Consider the following 19,603-nt stretch of genomic DNA (forward strand, 5'->3'; position numbering starts at 1 on the left):
CCGATGGCGGTGTGGCCGTGCCGGCGAGCTCGGCGGTCGCGACCACCGTCGCGGCATCGGCGGGTCCGACCGGGACCGGCGCCGAACCGGCCGACGCCCGCACGCGAACGGACCGCGGAACCGCCCGCGCGTCGGCGGCGTCCACGCCACCGACGACGGGCCCGACGACCGACGCGCCGGTTCGGCGGCGCAGTGAGCGCGACGAGCGCACGGGCGAGGCGACCGGGCCGCTGGCGTCGGCCGACGTGGACCTCGACACCTCGAAGGGGCGCGTCGAGATCGGGTCGGCCGAGGTGCCCGACGCCGCGGCGGACTTCCCGCTCCCCGACGATCTCGTCGTGCTGCTCGCCTCCGAGACGAGCTCGGACGCCGGGTTCACCGGCGAGTCGGAGCTCGACGTCGACACGCTCGCTGCGTTCTACGAGTCCGCCCTGCCCGGGGCCGGCTATGAGATCGTCTCGGTGCAGGCGACCCCGGGCGTGTTCGCCGTCTTCGGGTTCGAAGACGCCGAGACCGTCGGCCAGGTCGCGATCAGCAACGCCGCCACGACCGCAGGGTCGTCGGTGATCGTGGCGATCGGCGACGGCGCGGGCACCGAGACCTCGCTGCCCGACTGACGGAGTTGGGGTCGGTCAGGGCTGCCAGGCGCTGAACGGGACCGACACGACACCGAGCTCGCGCAGGATCCGGTCGGCCTCGTCGTGCCGGGCCCCGTCGCCCGACGTGGTGCGCGTGAGGAGTGTGAGTGCGAGCTCGAAGCGGAAGCCCTCGGCACGACAGATCTCCTCGGCGCGGTCGAGCGCCTCCTCCGCAGCCGCATCGTCGCTCAGCCGTCGTCGCGCGATCGCCGCGAGCCGTTGCGCACGGGCCTCGATGACCTGGCCGCGGTCCAGCTCGCCGGACGCTGCCACGAGCTCGGTCAGCGCGTCGACCGCAGCTGTCGGGTCGTCCTCGTGCAGCGCCAGCTCGGCCAGGCGGAGCTCGGCCTCGGTCGCGTAGAGCTGCATCGCCGCCGCGGCGAAACCCGACGCGCAGCCCGCCAGCAGCCGGCGGCCCGCCTCGTGACCACCGCGACGGATCGTCGCCGTCCCCAGGATCAGCTCGGCGTAGAGGAGCGCGCTCTTGTAGCCCGCCGCGTCGAGGACGCGGCAGGCGTCGTCCAGCGCGTCGATCGCGATGTCGAGCCGGCCCTGGTCGACCAGGATCTCGGCTGCGTTCATGGCGGCGATGGCCGCCAACGTGACGTTGCCGGTGGCTGCGGCGGCGAGGCGTGACTGCTCGTAGAACTCGACGGCCGACTGCCAGCGGCCGGCGAAGAACGCGCTCATGCCGAGGTTGGTCGCCAGGATCGAACCCGCCTCGAACGCCTCGATCCGTCGCGCGATCTCGAGGCCGGCCGCGTACGGCTCGGCCTCGTCCCAGCTCGTCAGGGCGCCGACGATCGCACCGTACGCCTGCACCTGCAACGCATCGTCGTCGGATTTCATCGCGTGGTACTCGGCCTTCTCGCCGTGGTCGCGCGACTCGTGCAAGCGCCCCTGGTCCATCCGGATCCCCGCCATGTTGAGCTGGATCTCGGCGAGGCGGCGGTGCACCCACGCATCGCGGCGGATCCCCTGGAGTTGGCGTTCGGCGGCGGTCAGCAGCCGCGTCGCCGCTGTCAGTTGGCCTTGCTTCTGCCTCGACCGGGCCTGGCGTCGGGTCGCTCGAACCCGGGCGTCGAGATCGGAAGCGGTCGCCCGCTGCCGGCGGTAGGCCTCGAACGCCTCGTCGAACCTGCCCTCGTTCTCGAGCGCCAAGCCCAGCATCTCCCAGACCGCGCAGGTGTCGTCGCTGGAGATCGAGCGCATGTACCTCGCCGCGGTGAGCGCCCTCCGGAAGCACGTCGCAGCCTCGTCGTTCGCGTAGGCCCGCTGCGCCAGCTCACCGGCGGTCCGCGAGTAGGACCACGCCTTCTCGGGGTCGCGGGCGATGCTGAAGTGGAGTGACAGCAGGGCCGCGATCTGCACCGGATCACGCGAGTGCTCCTCGAGGTGCTGGCCGACACGCCGGTGCAGCTCGCGTCGCCGACGATAGGGGAGTCCCTCATAGGCCACGTCCCGGTAGAGCGCGTGGACGAAGCCGTACTGACCCGACCCGAGCGGTTCCACCAGGTCGCCGAGGCTCGCGAGCACGCCCGCCGCATCGTCGCCCTCACCGGCCGCGGCGGCGAGATCGCGGCTCGAGAACGTCCGCCCGAACACCGACGCGACGCGGAGCGCCTGTCGAGCCCCCGGCGGCAGGTCGTCGATGCGCGCGGCGATCACACCCTCGATCGAGTCGGGGAGCGGTGTCGCACTCGACGGCGACGCCCGGCCGATCGCGCCGGCGAGCTCGATGGCGAACAGCGGGTTGCCCCCCGATCGGTCGACCACGGCCCCGAGCTCGCTGTCCGACAGCGCCCGGGGAGCGACCTCGATCGCCAGCGCCCTGATCTGCTCGGCCGTCAACGTGGCGAGGTTCAGCTCGGTGACGTGATCGAGATCCGGCGGCGCCCAGGCACCCGTCGGGCGGCGCGTGAACACCCCGGCCCAGGGGCGCTCGCGCGCCGCGCGGACGAGATGGTTGGCCAGGTCGCCCGAGGCGTCGTCGACCCAGTGCAGGTCCTCGACGACGAGGAAGACGGGCCCACTCAACGTCGCGTCGAGGAACTCGACCACCGCGTCGTGGATCCGCGGACGGCGGTACTCCGGCTCGATCGCGCTCGCTTCGGGTGTGTCGTCGACCTCGGCGCCGAACGGGACGGCCAGCAGGGGCGTCAGCGGCGCGAGGCGCGGTGCGTGCTCGCGCACGAGCGCCGTCAGCTGCTCGCCGGCGGAGCGGGGGTCCGCGTGCACGTCGATGCCCGAACCGCTGCGCAGCAGCGGTCGAAACGCGCTGTACGGGGAGGACGAGCCGTAGGGGCTGCATGCGCCCTGGAAGATCGCGAGGCCCTCGGCCTGGTCCCAGGCCGCGTCGAGCAGGCGCGACTTGCCGACCCCGGCCGCGCCGGTGAGGAGCACGACCTCGCCCAGCTCGCCGATCGCCCTCGTCAGGACCTCCAACTCCTCTCGACGGCCGAACAGCCGGGTCGCGACCGCGGCACGTCGCACCTCGTCGGTGCTCGACCGCACGAGGTGCGCCGCGATCGGCTGGGTCTTGCCCTTCACCGTGAACGGCTCGAGAGCCTCGCTGAGGAACACCGACCGTGCGTCGTCGACGACGTTGGCGACGGCGACGACGTCGCGATCGTCGGCCTTGGCCAGCATGCGTGCGGCGGTGTTCACGGCGTCGCCCATCAACGTGTACGTCCGCCGGTACTCGCTGCCGAGAAAGCCGGCGAACACCCGGCCGGTCTGTGCTCCCTGCCGGATCGAGAACGGCGACGGCAACGCAGCGATCCCCAGCGCGGCCTGCAGCACCGCCTCGCTGGTGTCGCCCGGGTTGATCGGTGCACCCGCGCACAGCACGATCTTGAAGCCGTCGGTGGCGATGTCGGTGTGCAGCGCGGTCACTCCGAACGGCGACGCGATCGCGACGACGTCGTCGATCAGGTCGCCGAGTTCGGCCGCGACGATGTCGTGGCCCACCTCGCCGACGCGATCGTCGATCCCGCCGACCATGACGAAGCCGACGGTCGCCAGCCGGTGCTCGCCGCCGAGATCGGCGAACGCGCGGAACTGGTCGACGACGGCCGGCGGGACGAACGCCGTGACGTCGGTGTCGGCATCGATCCGCTGCATCGGGGCGCTCGTGGGCTCGAGCGTGAGCTCCTCGATCACGACGCCGCCTGCCGCAGCGGCGACGACGCCGGAGCCGGCACCGACGGCGTCGGCGAGCGCGGAGCTCACGAGGGCCCGACCCTGCGGAGCCTCGGCCTCGAGCCGGATGACCTCGGTCGCGGCCCGGCCCACGATCAGGAGCTCGCGGTATCCGCTCCCCACCAGGAACGCGTCGAACGGTCCGTGCGACGCGCCGACGGTCATCGAGAGCTGCGCACGCTGGGCGGCTCGCGTCGTGCGGAGCGCCTCGTGCATGGCGACGGCAGCGTTCACGCAGCGGGCTTCGTGCTGGTCGCCCCGGAACAGCACGAGGAGGGCGTCGCCACCGAACTTCACGACCTCGCCGTCGTAGCCGTACGCAGCACTGATCAGGGCCGTGAAGCAGCTGTTGACCAGGTCGGTGATCTCCTCCGAACCGGCCTTGCCCTTGCCGGCGAGCCGCTCGGACAGCGCGGTGAAGCCCGAGATGTCGGCGGAGAGCATCGAGCCCTCGATCGACGTCCGGTGCGAGCCGGGGCGGGCGCCGAGCTCGACGGCCAGACGCGGGACGAACGCGTTCAGAACGGGCCGCGACGTGTCGCCGTCGGGGCGCGCCTGAGCTGGATGTCGGTCGATCGAAGCTTGGGACATGATCGTGGGGACATCCTCCCACGTTGCGCGAGCCGTCGACGGAGTGATATCGCCTGCTACCGGGGATGTTGGGCGCAGTGCGATCTCCCGAGCGCGCAGGTGATAGCAGTGGGGGAATGGCCGTGACCCGGATCCTCGACACCGCTGCGCTGAGGGCGATCGTCGACGAGGTCGGACTCGACTCGCTCATGGACGAGATGATCGAGCGGCTCCGAACGGGGTTCCGGCGCTTCGATCCCGAGCAGGTCACGGCGATCGATCGCACCGGCTTCTGGTACGAGAAGCCGGCACTGGGCCTCGTCGAATGGATGCCGACCATGGAGGCGGGCGGCCGGGTCTCGATCAAGACGGTCGGCTACCACCCGACCAATCCGACCCAGCGCGGCCTGCCCAGCGTGATGGCGACCACGTCGCTGCACGACACGACGACCGGGCGGCTGGTGTCGCTGACCGACGCGACCTTCCTCACCGCGCTGCGCACGGGCGCGGCGTCGGGCGTCGCGACCGACCTGCTCGCTCCGATCGACGCGACGGTCCTCGGCGTCGTCGGCGCAGGTGCGCAGGCGATCACGCAGGTGCATGCGGTCTCGCGAGTGCGGCCCATCGAACGGGTGGTCGTGTACGACGCCGATCCCGAGATCGCGGCCACGTTCGTCGCACGCCTCCCGCTCGACGTCGCGGTCGTCACCGCGGACGCCGAGGGTCTCGATCACCTCGTCGAGAACGTCGAGATCCTCTGCACGTGCACGTCGGTCGAGCCTCACGCCGGCCCGGTGTTCGTCGACCGCCCCCACATCCCGGGGCTGCACATCAACGCCGTCGGGGCCGACTTCCCCGGCAAGACCGAGGTGCCGACGTCGATGATGGTGCAGGCGTTCGTCGTCCCCGACAGCGCCCGCCAGTGTCTGGCCGAGGGCGAGGCACAGGTGCTCCGCCCCGATCAGCTCGGGCCCGAGCTCTGGGAGCTCGTCGCCGCCGGCGACGCATCGCACCGCCAGGAGCTGACGGTGTTCGACTCCACCGGGTGGGCGCTCGAAGACCTCATCGCTGCCGAGCTGGCGCTCGACCACGCCGACCGGCTCGGCGTCGGCGTCGATGCCGAGCTGCAGGCGGTGCCGGTCGACCCGTACGACCCGTACGAGGTCGTCAGGCCGCGCTGACCTCAGCTGGGCCCGACGCCGTCGGCGTCGAGGAGCGCAGCGATCACGGTGTCGAGATCCGGCGGGGCGTCGGCAGCCCGGAACCCGGTCATGCGGCCGAAGATCTCGGCGGCCGCCTGATGGAAGCCCGCGGGCAGGCCCGCGTCGACGAACGTCGCCGCGATCTCGCGCATCTCACCCTCGAACCGCCACGCCTTCGGTGACGCAGCTCGAGCCGCACCGTCGGAGCGGGCCGCCTGATCGGGGATCGAGATCGCCCACTCGTCGAACAGCGCCTCATGGACCTCGTAGTGCTGGGCCGCGGCGTTGATCGCGAGGAGCAGCGCCGTGCTGCCCTTGGTCCAACCCGCGAAGCACATCTTCAGGGCCGAGGCGGCCCCGACGCCCCCGTCGACGACCCGCACGTCGAGCACCGAGCCGGCCCATCGTTCGGCCACCGCTGCGGCATCGTGGCCCGACAGGTACATCCTGGTCGTGCCGTCGAGGTGGGCGGGTGGACCGATGATGCCGCCGTCGACGTAGTGCTCGAACAGCTCGGCGATCACCGCCGCCGTCGTGGGGGAGACCGCGTTCGCATCGACGTAGACGCCGGCGAACCCCGCGTCGGCGACCTGCTGGGCCACCGCGACGGCTCGAGCGGGTGGGCACACCGACACGATCGTGTCGGCGCGTTCGACGAGTCCGGCCACCGTCTCGGCGTCGGTCAGGCCGGCGTCCTCGGCCCTGCGTTGCGTCGCCGCCGTCCGCCCCGCCGACGCCCACAGCGTGGTGCCCGAGCAGGTCGCGGCGATCGTCGCGCCCATCTGCCCGGGGTGCAGGATGCCGGTGACGGTCATGGCTGCATGATCGCGCGCTCGTCGATCTAACGTCCCGCCCGGTGGCCACGGTGCTCTTCCTCTGCACGGGCAACGCAGCTCGCTCCGTGATCGCCGGCGTGGCCTTGACCGGGCGACGTCCCGATCTCACGGTGAGGACTGCAGGCACGCTCTCGGTCGACGGCCTGCCGATCAGCCGGCGGACGCGGCACGCACTGGAGTCGGTCGGGCTGCCGCCGCCCCGTCATGCGAGCCGACAGGCCGAGGAGGTCGATCTTCGCCATGCCGATGTGGTCGTCGGGATGGCACCGGAGCACGTGCGGTGGGTGAGGCGCAACCACCCGGCAGTCAGCGGTCGCACCGCGACGCTCCGGCGGCTGGTCGACCTGCTCAAGCCGGCCACCGAGCCGCTCGCGCTGCGGCTGCAGCGGCTCGATCTCGCGGCAGCCGACCTCGCGGACTGGGAGGAGATCGTCGATCCCGGCGGCGGGGAGGAGGATGCGTTCGTCCGCTGCGCCCACGAGATCGTGCCGCTGGTCGACCGCCTGGCACGCCTGCTCTGAACGGCGACCCGCGACGCCACGATCGCGGTTCGAAAGGGACGGAGGACCCGGGCGCGCGAGCGCGGTCCTCCCCGACAATGGACGTGTGGGAACGAAGCATGCCGACGCGCCGACGGTCGAGGTGCCCTCGACGCGGTTGAATCCGACCGACGCGACGCTCTGGGACATCGAGCGCAACCCCACCTTGCGAACCACGATCGTGGCCGCACTCGTCCTCGACCGACCGGTCCGCCGCGACGCCCTCCTCGCCGCGCTGGAGGCGGCGAGCCGCCTGATCCCCCGGTTGCGACAGCGCGTCGTCGGTGCGCCGGGCGGCCTCGGTCCCCCACACTGGGTGATCGACGACGGGTTCGACGTCGGCGAGCACGTCTCGTTCGTCGAGACCAACGACCCGGTCGACGACCCGGCGATCGCCGCTGTCGCCGAGCCGCTCGCGAGCTCGCCGCTCGATCGGAGCCGACCGCTCTGGGAGTGCACGTACCTCGGTGGCGACGCCGGCCCGTCCGCGGTCGTGCTCAAGGTCCACCACTCGCTGACGGACGGCGTGGGTGGGATCGACCTGCTCGATGTGTTGCTCGACCGCAAGCGGAGGGCGCCCCGCCGTGATCTGGCGTCGATCCCGATCCCGTGCCGGCCGGAGGGAGGCGGGTCGGGCCTCGACGACGTCGGCCGCCTCGTCGGGCGCGCGTCCCGCCTCCCGCGCCAGGCGACATCGGTGGCAGCGTCGTCCGCGCTGCACCCGCGCCGTACGGTCGAGAGCGCGGTCGAGGGCGCCCGGTCGGCGGTGCGCCTGCTGGCGCCGTCGTCGTCGACGTTGTCGCCGTTGATGCTCGAACGCTCGATGGAGCGCCACACCGGCATGTGCGAGGTCGACCTCGCGGCGATGCACGACGCAGCCGCCCGCCACGGCTGCACGATCAACCATGCGTTCTTCGCCGGGGTGATCGGCGGGGTCGCCGCCTACCACGAAGCGCTCGGCGCCCCGGTCGAGCAGCTCAGGGTCACGATGCCGGTGAGCTTCCGTCGCGCCGACGACGAGGGCGGCGGCAACCAATGGGCGCCGGTGCGCTTCGTCGTCCCGGCCGACATCGACGACCCGGTCGAGCGGATGGTCGCGATGCGTGGGCTGGTCGTCTCGTCCCGACGCGAGAAGGCGCTGGGGTTCAGCCAGCACCTCGCCGGCCTCGTCCAGGTGCTGCCGTCGGTGCTGTCGAGCGGCATCGTCGGCGGCATGGTGCGCGGCGTCGACATGACGCTGACCAACGTCCCGGGTCTGAGCGATCCGCACTACCTCGCCGGGGCCGCGGTCGAACGGATCTTCGCGTTCGCCCCGACCGCGGGCGCAGCGCTGAACGTCGGGCTCGTCTCGCACCTCGGCACGGCGTGCGTCGGCACGATGAGCGACACCGCCGCCGTCACCGAGCCGGCGTTGCTCGACCGATTGATCGCCGAGCACCTCACGGCGACCGTCGAGGGCGCGGCCGCCGCGACGCCGACGAGGCTCGCCGACCCGTCCGAGCCGCCGGCGCCCCGACCCGGTGGCGAGCGCCTCTCGGCGCTCGACACCGGATTCCTCCGGATCGAATCACCCGAGACACCGATGCACATCGGCGGCGTGTTCGTGCTCGACGGCGCCGGCCTCCGGGACGAGGACGGTGCGATCCGGCTCGCGGACGCGCGCCGCCACATCGAGGCCCGGCTTCGCCGGGTGCCTCGCTTCACGTGCCGGGTCGCCGACGTGCCGCTGGGGCTGGGCCGGCCGCTCTGGGTCGACGACGATCGGTTCGACATCGCCCAGCACGTCCGCCTCGTCGACGTCGCGGCGCCCGGCGATCGGCAGGCCCTCCTCGATCTGTGTGCCCGGCTCTACGCGGATCCTCTCGACCGCCGGCATCCGCTGTGGGAGCTGTGGTTCGTCGACGGCCTGGAGGACGGCAGGGTCGCGATCATCGAGAAGGTGCATCACGCGTTGATCGACGGCGTCAGCGGCGTCGAGCTGGCCGCCGCGTTGTTCGACCCGGAACCCGACGATCGCGCCGAGCATCCGGTGCGGCGACCGGCCCGTCCCTCGCCCAGCCAGATGCGCCTGCTCGGCGATGCCGTCACCGAGCAGCTCACCGATCCGATCGACACACTCCGTCGCGCCGCGTCGATGCTCCGCACCTCCCCGTCCGAGGTGGCGGACCAGCTCGGTAGCGTCGCTGCGGCGACCCGCGAGATGTTCGGCGCCCATGCCCTCGCACCCCCGACGCCGTTCAACCGACCGATCGGACGCCACCGCGAGCTGCGAACCGTGCGGCTCGAACTCGACGACGTGCACCGGATCCGTCACCCTGCCGACGCGACCGTCAACGATCTCGTGCTCGCCTGCATGGCCGGCGCCATGCGTCGCTGGTTCGACGCGGAGGGCGAGCCGCCCGCCGACGTCCATGTGCTGGTGCCGGTCTCGATGCGGCGGGCCACGATGAGCGACGAGCCGGGCAACCACGTCGGCAGTGTCGTGATCGAGCTGCCGGTCGGCGAGCCCGATCCCCAGCGCCGGCTGCACCTGGTCCAGAGCCGGATGCGGCGGCTCAAGCGCACCCATGAGGGTGAGGGCACCGCGCTGCTCCTCGACGCGCTGGACCACGTGCCGGCGCCCGGCTTCGGTGCGCTGACGCGCCTGGTCGCCGTGCAGCCGCTGGTCAACTTCGTCGTCACCAACGTGTTCGGCCTCGCCGACCCGCTGTACTTCCTCGGATCGCGGATCGAGGACATGGTTCCCGTGGTGCCGCTCGGCCCGCGCCTCGGGCTCGGGGTGGCGGTGCTGTCGTACGTCGACGGACTGACGATCTCGCTGTTCGCCGACCCGGACGCCTGTCACGACCTCGACGTGCTCGCCGAGGCGATCACCGACGAATTCGAGCTGCTCGACGGCACCTCGATGGCCGCCGCCGGTTGATGCGTCGGCGACCCGCGCTGCGACGGTCCGTCAGCGCAGCCCGCCGCGCCCGATCGCCTGTCTGACGATCACGTTTCGCAGCACCTCGTTGGTGCCTTCGCCGACGATCATCAGCGGCGCGTCGCGGTAGTAGCGCTCGACGTCGAACTCGGTCGAGTAGCCGTTGCCGCCGTGGACCCGGATCGCGTCGAGCGTCACCGTCGCCGCCATCTCAGAGCAGAACAGCTTGGCCATCCCGGCCTCCATGTCGGCGCGCCGGCCGGTGTCGATGCACGCGGCCGCGTGGTCGTTGAGCTGCTGCGCAGCCGTGATCTGCGTCGCCATGTCCGCCAACAGGTTCCCGACCGATTGGTGTTGCCAGATCGGCTTGCCGAAGGCCTCGCGGTCCTGCGCGTACCGGAAGGCGTCGTCGAACGCCGCCCGTGCGACCCCGATCGCCCGAGCGGCCACCTGGATCCGCCCGACCTCGAGGCCGGCCATCATCTGGGCGAAGCCCGAACCGGCGGTCCCGCCGAGGAGCGCGTCCGCGGGAACGTGGCAGTCGTCGAAGTGCAGCTCGCAGCTCTCGACGCCCTTGTAGCCGAGCTTGGGGAGGTCGCGCGACACGGTGAAGCCCGGCCCCTTCTCGACGAGGAGGATCGAGATGCCGTGGTGGCGTGGGTCCGCCGCCGGATCGGTCTTGCAGAGCAGGGCGACGAGTCCGGCGGTGCGTGCGTTGGTGATCCACATCTTCGAACCGGTGATCACGTAGCCGTCGTCGACCGGCCGTGCGACCGTTCGCATCGCCTGGAGGTCCGAGCCGCCGTCGGGCTCGGTGAGTGCCATCGTGGCCCGCAGCTCACCGGTCGCGAGCCGGGCGAGGTATCGCTCGCGCTGGTCGTCGGTGCCGAACCGGGCGATCAGCGTCGACACGACCGAGTGCCCGCCGAACGCCCCGGCCAAGCTCATCCAGCCGCGAGCGATCTCCTCGGTGATGCGGGCGTAGCAGCGCAGCGACACGCTCGACGACCCCCACGGCGCCGGCACCGTCAACCCGTACACGCCCATCTGCTTCATCTGGTCGATGAGGCGCTCGGGGTACTCGTCGGCGTGCTCGAGGTCGCGGGCCGTGGGCCGGACCTCGTCGTCGACCCACCGGGCGACCACCTCGACGATCGCCTCCTCGTCCTCGGTCATCGTGCTCACGTCGCCAGCCTGGCACGACGCGGCGGGAGAGCCGGACCCGAGTCGCCGCCGGGTCGCCTCGGAGCCACGGCCGGGCCGGCCGGGTGGTGTCACTGGAAGTGGGGGAGCCGACCGGCTACAACCGGTGCATGGACCTCGAAGCGTCGATGCACCGCGTGGCGGACCTCGTGCCGGGGCCCGCACTCGCGATCGACCGGCTCGAGCTGTCGGGCGCCTCGACGTTTCCGTCGGCCTTCGACGTCGATCTCGCGGCGCGGACGTGCGCCGGCCTCGCCGTCCTGGCGGACGGCGGGACCACCCTCGATCTCGACCGCCTGATGGCGCTGCTCGTCACCCACGTCGAGGTCGATGGCGGCGCCGTGCCGGCCTGGGCCGACCTGTCGGGGTACTACGACACCGCCGACGGCGGTCACATCCAGCTGCACTGCAACTTCCCTCATCATGCGGCCGGCGTCGTCCACCGTCTCGGGTGCGACGCGAACCGGCCGGCGGTGCAGCACGCCATCCTCGACTGGAACGCGGACGAACTGGAGGCACAGCTGATCGACGACGGCATGATCGCCGCCCGTCTTCGCACGATGAACGAGTGGACCCGGCATCCACACGCCCGCGCCACCGGCGGGCTGCCGCTGATCGACATCGAGCAGCTCGGCGACGCACCACCCCGACCCACCGGGCGCCGTGACCGGGTGCTCGATTGTTCCCGTGTGCTGGCCGGGCCGATCGCGGGAATGACCCTCGCAGCGCAGGGCTGTGACGTGCTGCGCGTCGGCGCTGCACACCTCCCGAGCGTCGACGTCGGCGTCCTGGCCACCGGGTTCGGCAAGCGCAACGCGTTCGCCGACGTGACGACCGACGACGGCTCGCAGCGCTTCGGCGCGCTGCTCGACGACGCGGACGTCTGGATCGACGCCTACCGTCCGGGTGCCTTCGAGCGGGCCGGATTCGGGCTCGATCGGGTGCCGCCCGGGGCGGTGGTGGTGCAGATCTCGGCGTTCGACTGGGTGGGCCCGTGGGCGGGCCGTCGCGGGTTCGACTCGATCGTCCAGTCGACCACCGGCATCGTCGACGCCGGCCGTGTCGCCAGCGGGCGCGACGGCCCGACGCCGCTCCCGGTGCAGGCGCTCGACTACTGCACCGGCCTGCTCGCCGCCTTCACGGCGATGCGGCTCCGGCGCCACCAGGCAGCGCACGGCGGCACGTGGCTGGCGCGGCTCTCGCTGCTGCGCGCTCGCAACTGGCTCGTCTCGCTCGGTGGGCCCGAACCATTCCAGCCGGAGGTCGCGAGGGCTCTGCCGTCGGCACTCCACACGGTCGACACGCCGTTCGGTCGTGTGACTGCGGCCCGCCCGATCCTCGGTGCGTGGAGCAGCGGCCCGCAGCCGCTCGGGAGCGCCGAGCCGGCGTGGCTCGACTGAGCCTCGGCTCGTCAGCGCCGGGACGCCGGGCGCGAGACTCCCGCAGGAGGGCAACATGGTCGACGTCGACTTCACCACCGTGTCCAACGGTGACATCGAGATCCGGGTGGCGAGCAAGGGCTCCGGCCCGCTGATGCTGTTCGTCCACGGCTGGCCCGAGCTCTGGTACTCGTGGCGCCACCAGATGGAGTTCTTCGCCGGTCGCGGCTTCACTTCTGCGGCGCTCGACGTCCGTGGCTACGGCGGCAGCTCGAAACCGGCTGACATCCCCTCGTACCGTCTGACGCAGCTGTGCGGCGACGTCGCCGCTGTGATCGACGACTTCGCTGATGGACCGGCGATCGTGGTCGGCCACGATTGGGGCGCACCGATCGCGTGGAACACGGCCCGACTGCACCCCGACCGGGTGCGGGCGGTGGCCGGGTTGAGCGTGCCGTACGTCCCGGTCGGTCCGGTGTCGTCGCTCGAGCTGTGGAAGGAGCTCTACGCGGACCGCTTCTTCTACCAGACGTACTTCCAGGAGCCCGGCGTCGCCGAGGCCGAGCTCGGCGCCGACAACGCGCGCAGCCTGCGCCTGATCTACTACGCCATCAGCGGCGACGGTCAGGGGCTGTTCTCGGCGGACAAGCCCGCCGACGCCACGATGCTCGAGGATCTCGTCGACCCCGATCCGTTCCCGGCGTGGATGTCGCCCGAGGACCTCCAGGTCTACGTCGAGGCGTTCGATGCCGGCGGCTGGACCGGGCCGCTCAACCGCTACCGGGCGCAAGGACTCGACGCGGACGAGCTCGGATCACGGCCCGACCCCGAGCTCACGCAGCCGGCGGTGTTCGTCGCCGGCGCCCTCGACGGCGTTCGCAACTTCGTGCCGGGCGTCGACGTGTTCGAGATGGCCGGCAACTCGTGCGCCGACTTCCGCGGTGCGACCATCATCGACGGCATCGGTCACTGGGTGCAGCAGGAGGCCCCGGCCGAGACCAACGCGGCGCTCGCGGCGTTCGTCGACGGACTGTGAGCCCCTCGCCGGGCAACGCGTGAGCATGTTGCGGAGAATGTGCGCAACATCCTCACGCGAACGGAGCTGCGATCAGGCGGGCACGCGGGCGTCGGTGCGCGCCTTCGTGAACTGCATCACCCCGTCGTCGATCGGTTGCCTGACGATCAGCTTCCGGTCGACCGAGTACCGCTGCGGGTTCAGCCACGGCTCGCAGTCGCCCTGCTTGGGCAGCATCGGCATCATGCGCTGCATGTAGCCCGACGAGAAGTCGTCGATCCACGGCTTGGGCGTCATCTCGCGGTCGGTCGGCCGCAATCGGGGCGTGCACTGGTCGGTGCCGGTGTCCCGCATGTGGTTGAGCAACCGGCAGACGAAGTCGCACGTGATGTCGGCGCGCAGCGTCCACGACGCGTTGATGTAGCCGAACGACGACACGAGGTTCGGCACGTCGGAGTAGGCGAGGCCCTTGTACGTCCATGTCCTCGAGAAGTCGACCTGCTCGCCGTCGACGACGAAGTCCATCTCGCCAAGCGTCACCAGCTGCAGACCGGTGGCGGTGATGATGATGTCGGCGTCGAGATGCTGCCCGGACTCGAGCTGGATGCCGGACTCGGTGAACGTCTCGACGTGGTCCGTGACGACCGATGCCTTGCCCGAGTTGATGGCGTCGTACAGATCGCCGTCGGGGATCAGGCACAGCCGCTGGTCCCACGGGTTGTACCGGGGCGTGAAGTGCCGCTCGACGACGTCGTCGCCGAGCTCGGCCCTGGTGAGCGACAACAGCTCGTCGCGGACCTGTTCGGGCTGCTTGCGGGTCTTCGCGTAGAAGAGCTGCCCGAGCGCGATGTTCTTGCGACGAACCAGCCGGTAGGCGAGCCGCTCGGGGAGCCACTTGCGGAGCTTGGCGGCGATCGGATCGATCGACGGGCGGGCCACGACGTAGGTGGGGGAGCGCTGCAGCATCGTGATGTGGCCGACGTCGGGCGCCATCGCCGGCACGAGCGTCATCGCCGTTGCACCCGACCCGATCACGACGACGCGCTTGCCGGCGTAGTCGAGGTCCTCGGGCCAGGCCTGCGGGTGCACGATCTCGCCGCCGAAGCGCTCGCGGCCGGGGAACTCGGGCGTGTAGCCGCCCCGGTACGAGTAGTACCCCGAGCACATGAAGAGGAACGAGCAGGTCAGCTGCACGGTCTCGCCGGTGTCGGTGCGTTCCGCCGTGATCGTCCAGCGGGCGTCGTCGCTCGACCACTCGGCCGTGCTCACGTGATGGTCGAAGCGGATGTGGCGCTCGATGTCGTGCTCGGCCACGGTCTCGCGGAGGTAGGCGAGGATCGACGGCCCGTCGGCGATCGACTTCTCGTGCTTCCAGGGCTTGAAGCTGTACCCGAGCGTGTGCATGTCGCTGTCGGAGCGCACGCCCGGGTAGCGGAACAGGTCCCACGTGCCGCCGATGTCGTCGCGCCCCTCGAGGATCACGAACGACCGATCGGGGCAGCGCTGCTGCAGGTGATAGGCGGCGCCGATCCCAGAGATCCCGGCCCCGACGACGAGGACGTCTACGTGCTCCGTCATGGGCGACGACGCTACCGATCGCCGTCGGCGGCCCGAGAACCGGTCGCACGGAATGTGCGGGCGAGGCGTGCGGGTTCGCGACGTGTGGCTCGTGCGGTGTTCGACGGCGTGGTGATCGCCGAGAGCGACGACGTCGAGGTCGTCGAAGGGATGACCTACTTCCCGATCGACAGCGTCGATCGCAACCGCCTCATCGAGAGTCCGACCACATCGCGGTGCTTCTGGAAGGGCACGGCGAGCTACTTCCACGTCCAGGGCAACGACGACGTTGCGCCGGACGCAGCGTTCACCTACGAGCGGCCGTGGCCACTGGCGCGGCGGCTCGTCGCCGACCGCATCGCCTTCTGGCGTGGCGTGGCGGTCGAACGGTAGGCGGCGTGCCGCTCAGGCGTCGGGCCGGCGCTCCAGCCGGGCGACGAGGTGGAGGAAGAGCGGGACGCGCGCCCACTTGTCGTCTGGTTCGGTGACCTCGTCGACGACTTCCAGGACGAAACCCGCGTCGCGCAGCGCACCCGTGTAGGTCGCCAGTGGACGGTGCCAACTCTGGAACGTCATCGTCAGGCCGTCGCGCTCGACGTCGTCGCGGTAGCGGAACGACTCGGTGTACGACGCCGGGATCGTGAACGCCGGAGGCTCGTCGCCGTCGGTCACGACGAACATGCCGGCGGAGTTGATCGGATGGACGATCGCGGCGTGGAGCCGACCACCGTCGATCAACACCCGTGCGATCTCCGCCAGTGCCGCATCGAGGTGGTCGATGTCCTGCAGCGACATGAACGCGACGGCGAGATCGGCGCACCGAGCTCGCAGGGGGAGCCGCATCGCGTCGCCGGCCACGGTCGGATGACCCTCGGGGTGCGCGGCCGCTGCCCGGACGGCCGGTTCGGAAGCGTCGACGCCCAGCACGCGGTGGCCGTGCCGTGTGAGATCACGCCCGACACGCCCCTCGCCGCACCCGACGTCGACCGTGAGTGCGCCCGGCGGTGGCACGAGCGCCAGGAACCGGTCGCGGTGGAACTTCCAGTACGAGTCGTGATTCGGTGTGCGCGCCCACGCGATCCACTCCTCGGCCACGTCGCGCCAGGCACCGGAGAGTGGAGCTGCCATCGCCCCATCCTCGCGCCTCGTCCTCGTTGCGACGCGCCGGTCACACTGCGGGCATGTCGACGATGCCGAAGGCTGCCAGCGAGCACACGCGTGCGCACAACTCGCCCCGCGATCTCGGGATGGACCCGGCCGACTTCGACCGGGCCTCGCGCGGCCTGGTCGCCCAGCACGCGACAGGGGTGATCGAAGGCGCGTGGGGGCCGGCCTGGGACGTCTCGAAGTACGACTTCATCGAGCAGGGCGCACCCAACCCCGACACGGTGCACCCGAGCCTGTGGCGGCAGGCACAGCTCAACGCGATCCACGGCCTGTTCGAGGTGGCGCCCGGCATGTGGCAGGCGCGCGGCTACGACATCTCGAACATCACGTTCATCGAGGGTGCCACGGGTTGGATCGTCATCGACCCGCTCACGGTCGAGGGCTGCGCGCGGGACTGCCTGGCGCTCGCGAACGAGCATCTGGGGGAGCGACCGGTCACGGCGGTCATCTACACCCACTCGCACACCGATCACTTCGGCGGCGTGCTCGGCGTCACCTCGCCCGAGGCCGTCGCCGCGGGGGACTGCCGGATCATCGCCCCCGAGCACTTCCTCCGCGAGGCGATCTCGGAGAACGTGATCGCCGGCTTCGCGATGGCGCGCAGGGCGATCTACCAGTTCGGGCCGCTGCTCCCGCCCGGCGCCCAGGGTCACGTCGACTGTGGGCTCGGCAAGGCCATCCCACTGTCGCCGCCCGGCCTGCTGGCGCCGACCGAGGAGATCACCCACACGGGCGAGGAGCTCGTCGTCGACGGCGTGCGGATCGTGTTCCAGCTCACGCCCGAGGCGGAGGCGCCGGCGGAGATGAACTTCTTCTTCCCGGACCGGGTCGACGGTGGCGCCGGCTGGCTGTGCATGGCCGAGAACTGCACGCACAACATGCACAACCTCGTGCCGATCCGCGGCGCCCAGGTCCGCGACGCCTTGAAGTGGTCGAAGTACATCGGGGAGGCGATCGACCTGTTCGCCGATCGCGCCGACCTGATGTTCGCATCGCACCACTGGCCGCGCTGGGGCAGCGACGACGTCCGGGGCTTCCTCACGCGCCAGCGCGACATGTACCGCTACATCCACGATCAGACCATGCGTCTCGCCAATCACGGCGAGACGCCGCTCGAGATCGCCGAGCAGATCGAGCTGCCGCCCGAGTTGAGCCACGAGTGCCACACCACCGGCTACTACGGGCACCTCGCCCACAACGTCAAGGCCGTGTACCAGCGATACCTCTCCTGGTACGACGGCAACCCGGCGAACCTCTGGAAGCTGCCGCCGTCCGAGGTCGGCCAGCGCTACGTCGAGCTCGCCGGCGGCAGTGACGCGCTGCTCTCGGCGGCGCGTACTTCGTTCGAACGCGGCGACTACCGCTGGGTCGCCGAGCTCGTCAACCACCTCGTGTTCGCCGATCCGTCGAACGGCGAGGCGCGCGACTTGCAGGCCGATGCCCTCGAGCAGCTCGGCTTCCAGTGCGAGTCGGCGACGTTCCGCAACGCGTACCTGACCGGCGCGCAGGAGTTGCGACAGGGCCACCCGCCCCGCAATCCCGCGATGCGGCGTGGCTACCTCGACGCGATGACGATCGAGCAGCTCCTCGACGCGATGTCGGTGCGCCTCCGAGCGGAGGACGTCGGTGGTGTCGACGTCGCGGTGAACCTCGTCGTCGAGGACGCCGACGATCGCGACTGGAAGCTCATCTTGTCGAACCGGGCCCTCCAGGGGTCGCCGGGCGCCGCCGCGAACGGCGCGGCCACCCTGACGCTGCCGCGCGAGGCCCTGGTCGAGCTCGCAGCCGGCGAGATCGACGCCGACCAGCTCTCGGCCGACGAACGAGTCGGCCTCGACGGCGACGCGGCAGCGGTGCACGCCGTGTTCGGCCACCTCGACACGTTCCTGTCGATGTTCCCGATCGTCGAACCCTGACCGGGTCCCGCTCGATTCGAGGTCGTCGTCACCACGCTCGCCACGACGCTGGTGACGCTCGTCGGAGTCCCGGCCGCCGGGTCATCGGACACGGGGTTCGCGAGTTCGCCGGGCTTGCGTCGGTTCGCGTCGCCGAGGCGCCCGTCCGAGTACGTCGCAGTTCAGGCCCGGGCCCGGAGCGCCGACTCGGTGTGCTCGTCGGCGGGATAGAACAGCTCGATCGCCAGTTCGCCGACGGTCACGTCGTGCGGCGTGCCGAACGTCGTGATCGTGGTGAACAACGACAACTCGGTGCCGTCGCCGGTGTCGACGACGAACGGGATCAGCACGTTCGGCGAAGTCGGAGCGACCGGAAGCTCGTTCACGCCGGGGTAGCCCAGCACCTCGTCGAGCAGCTCGAGGAGGGCCGGGCGCGCCGTGAGACCGGCGCTGCGGCGCAGCTGCTCCACGAGGATCGGGGCCCACTCGTGCCGGTTCCTGCTGCGCCCGGCCAGACCGTCGGGGTGCAGGCTCACGCGGTAGATGTTGATCGAGGGCGCCACGAGGTGGTCGGGCAACCCGGCGACGAGTGCGAGGGCCGCCCCGTTCGCCCGGACGACGTTCCAGTCGCCGTCCACCGCGACGCCGGGGAACGGCTCGTGGGCCGCCAGCATGCGGTCGATCGCTGCCAGCGCGGCTTCGGCGGCCTCGGCGTCGAGAGGCGTCTCGGTGAACTCCGGCGCGAAGCCGCCGGCGAGCAGCATCCTGTTCTGCTCGCGCATCGGCACCTCGAGATGGCGGCCGAGAGCGAGGATCAGCTCGCGGCTCGGTCGTGACTTGCCGGTCTCGACGAAGCTCAGGTGACGCGTCGAGACGCCGACGTCGAGTGAGAGATCGAGTTGGCTGCGGCGTCGGAGCTGCCGCCATTGGCGGCAGAGAGTGCCCACGGTGTCGACGTCGCCCACGGTCAGATCATCGCAGCCCGGTCAGCCGGTGGTCGCCGCGTCGGCCTCGGGCAGCGAGGCGCCGAAGAACCCGGCGAGCCCCGAGATCCGCCCGTCGTCGGTGAGCACGGCGACGTCGATGCCGTCCAGGACGACGGCGCCGCTCGGGTCGACCATCTCCCAACCCCACCGGACGAGCTGGTGGTGGGTGTCGGGTGCGCCGACCTGGCGGAACGAGTGCCCGGGGTACGTGTCGTGGAATCCGGCGAACATCGCCGTGAGCTCGTCGTGCCCGCGGACCGCCGCGACCGGGTCGGTCGAGGTCGCCTCGGGCGACCAGGTGGCGGCGACCGCGGCGGCGCGCGTGCGGTCGTCGGTCGTGTTCCAGCAGCGGAAGTAGCCGTCGATCATCGCCTGCGGGCTGATCGTGTCGGGCGTCGGGGTCTCGGTGTCGGTCATGGGACCATCGTGCGGGGGCGCCGGTCATGTTCGCCATGACCCGTCGGGTCATGGCCGTCCGCGACGTCAGCGGCG

Annotated in this window: 15 protein-coding genes; 8 read left to right on the forward strand and 7 right to left on the reverse strand. The window is 71.2% G+C overall.

Annotation, left to right across the window (positions count from 1 at the left end; genetic code table 11):
- Positions 1-617, forward strand: a 617-nt coding sequence (locus tag QNJ12_RS11090) for a hypothetical protein (RefSeq protein ID WP_300622706.1), incomplete at its 5' end; no start/stop codon positions are given.
- Positions 618-632: 15 nt separating this feature from the next.
- Here the strand turns inward: QNJ12_RS11090 and QNJ12_RS11095 are convergent.
- Positions 633-4,430 carry an adenylate/guanylate cyclase domain-containing protein gene (locus QNJ12_RS11095; RefSeq protein WP_300622707.1) on the reverse strand — a complete coding sequence of 1,266 codons (3,798 nt, stop codon included), beginning with the start codon at positions 4,428-4,430 and terminating at the stop codon, positions 633-635.
- Positions 4,431-4,546: 116 nt separating this feature from the next.
- Between QNJ12_RS11095 and QNJ12_RS11100 the strand changes: the two genes are divergently transcribed.
- The gene (locus QNJ12_RS11100; protein WP_300622708.1) at positions 4,547-5,590 is read left to right on the forward strand and encodes an ornithine cyclodeaminase family protein; all 1,044 of its coding nucleotides are present in this window, start codon (positions 4,547-4,549) and stop codon (positions 5,588-5,590) included.
- A 2-nt stretch (positions 5,591-5,592) separates the two neighbouring features.
- Here the strand turns inward: QNJ12_RS11100 and QNJ12_RS11105 are convergent, their stop codons facing one another.
- Positions 5,593-6,426, reverse strand: a complete 834-nt coding sequence (locus QNJ12_RS11105; protein WP_300622709.1) for an NAD(P)-dependent oxidoreductase — start codon at positions 6,424-6,426, stop codon at positions 5,593-5,595.
- Between the two features lie 41 nt (positions 6,427-6,467).
- Here QNJ12_RS11105 and QNJ12_RS11110 point away from each other — a divergent pair, with 41 nt between their 5' ends.
- Both QNJ12_RS11110 and QNJ12_RS11115 read left to right on the forward strand, forming a co-directional pair.
- The gene (locus QNJ12_RS11110; protein WP_300622710.1) at positions 6,468-6,968 is read left to right on the forward strand and encodes a hypothetical protein; all 501 of its coding nucleotides are present in this window, start codon (positions 6,468-6,470) and stop codon (positions 6,966-6,968) included.
- A gap of 85 nt (positions 6,969-7,053) precedes the next feature.
- Complete coding sequence (locus QNJ12_RS11115; RefSeq protein WP_300622711.1) at positions 7,054-9,909, forward strand: wax ester/triacylglycerol synthase family O-acyltransferase; 2,856 nt, start codon at positions 7,054-7,056, stop codon at positions 9,907-9,909.
- A 30-nt stretch (positions 9,910-9,939) separates the two neighbouring features.
- On the opposite strand, the gene QNJ12_RS11120 is transcribed toward QNJ12_RS11115, so the two are convergent.
- Positions 9,940-11,085, reverse strand: a complete 1,146-nt coding sequence (locus tag QNJ12_RS11120) for an acyl-CoA dehydrogenase family protein (RefSeq protein WP_300622726.1) — start codon at positions 11,083-11,085, stop codon at positions 9,940-9,942.
- A gap of 137 nt (positions 11,086-11,222) precedes the next feature.
- Between QNJ12_RS11120 and QNJ12_RS11125 the strand changes: the two genes are divergently transcribed.
- Both QNJ12_RS11125 and QNJ12_RS11130 read left to right on the forward strand, forming a co-directional pair.
- A complete protein-coding gene (locus tag QNJ12_RS11125) occupies positions 11,223-12,512 on the forward strand; it encodes a CoA transferase (protein WP_300622712.1) in 1,290 nt (429 codons plus the stop codon).
- Between the two features lie 55 nt (positions 12,513-12,567).
- Positions 12,568-13,527, forward strand: a complete 960-nt coding sequence (locus QNJ12_RS11130; RefSeq protein WP_300622713.1) for an alpha/beta hydrolase — start codon at positions 12,568-12,570, stop codon at positions 13,525-13,527.
- Between the two features lie 72 nt (positions 13,528-13,599).
- Here the strand turns inward: QNJ12_RS11130 and QNJ12_RS11135 are convergent, their stop codons facing one another.
- The gene (locus QNJ12_RS11135; RefSeq protein WP_300622714.1) at positions 13,600-15,084 is read right to left on the reverse strand and encodes an NAD(P)/FAD-dependent oxidoreductase; all 1,485 of its coding nucleotides are present in this window, start codon (positions 15,082-15,084) and stop codon (positions 13,600-13,602) included.
- A 96-nt stretch (positions 15,085-15,180) separates the two neighbouring features.
- Between QNJ12_RS11135 and QNJ12_RS11140 the strand changes: the two genes are divergently transcribed.
- Entirely contained in the window at positions 15,181-15,456 is a 276-nt protein-coding gene (locus QNJ12_RS11140; RefSeq protein WP_300622715.1) for a DUF427 domain-containing protein, read from the forward strand.
- A gap of 12 nt (positions 15,457-15,468) precedes the next feature.
- Here the strand turns inward: QNJ12_RS11140 and QNJ12_RS11145 are convergent, their stop codons facing one another.
- A complete protein-coding gene (locus tag QNJ12_RS11145; RefSeq protein WP_300622716.1) occupies positions 15,469-16,191 on the reverse strand; it encodes a bifunctional 2-polyprenyl-6-hydroxyphenol methylase/3-demethylubiquinol 3-O-methyltransferase UbiG in 723 nt (240 codons plus the stop codon).
- Between the two features lie 53 nt (positions 16,192-16,244).
- On the opposite strand from QNJ12_RS11145, the gene QNJ12_RS11150 reads away from it, so the two are divergent.
- The gene (locus tag QNJ12_RS11150; protein WP_300622717.1) at positions 16,245-18,146 is read left to right on the forward strand and encodes an alkyl sulfatase dimerization domain-containing protein; all 1,902 of its coding nucleotides are present in this window, start codon (positions 16,245-16,247) and stop codon (positions 18,144-18,146) included.
- Between the two features lie 161 nt (positions 18,147-18,307).
- Here QNJ12_RS11150 and QNJ12_RS11155 read toward each other — a convergent pair whose 3' ends face one another.
- Both QNJ12_RS11155 and QNJ12_RS11160 read right to left on the reverse strand, forming a co-directional pair.
- Positions 18,308-19,090, reverse strand: coding sequence for a helix-turn-helix transcriptional regulator (locus QNJ12_RS11155; protein WP_300622718.1), 783 nt, complete (start codon positions 19,088-19,090; stop codon positions 18,308-18,310).
- A gap of 21 nt (positions 19,091-19,111) precedes the next feature.
- Positions 19,112-19,528, reverse strand: coding sequence for a nuclear transport factor 2 family protein (locus tag QNJ12_RS11160; protein WP_300622719.1), 417 nt, complete (start codon positions 19,526-19,528; stop codon positions 19,112-19,114).
- Positions 19,529-19,603: the final 75 nt, after the last annotated feature.

The organism is Ilumatobacter sp., assembly GCF_030065885.1.
Taxonomy (GTDB): domain Bacteria; phylum Actinomycetota; class Acidimicrobiia; order Acidimicrobiales; family Ilumatobacteraceae; genus Ilumatobacter.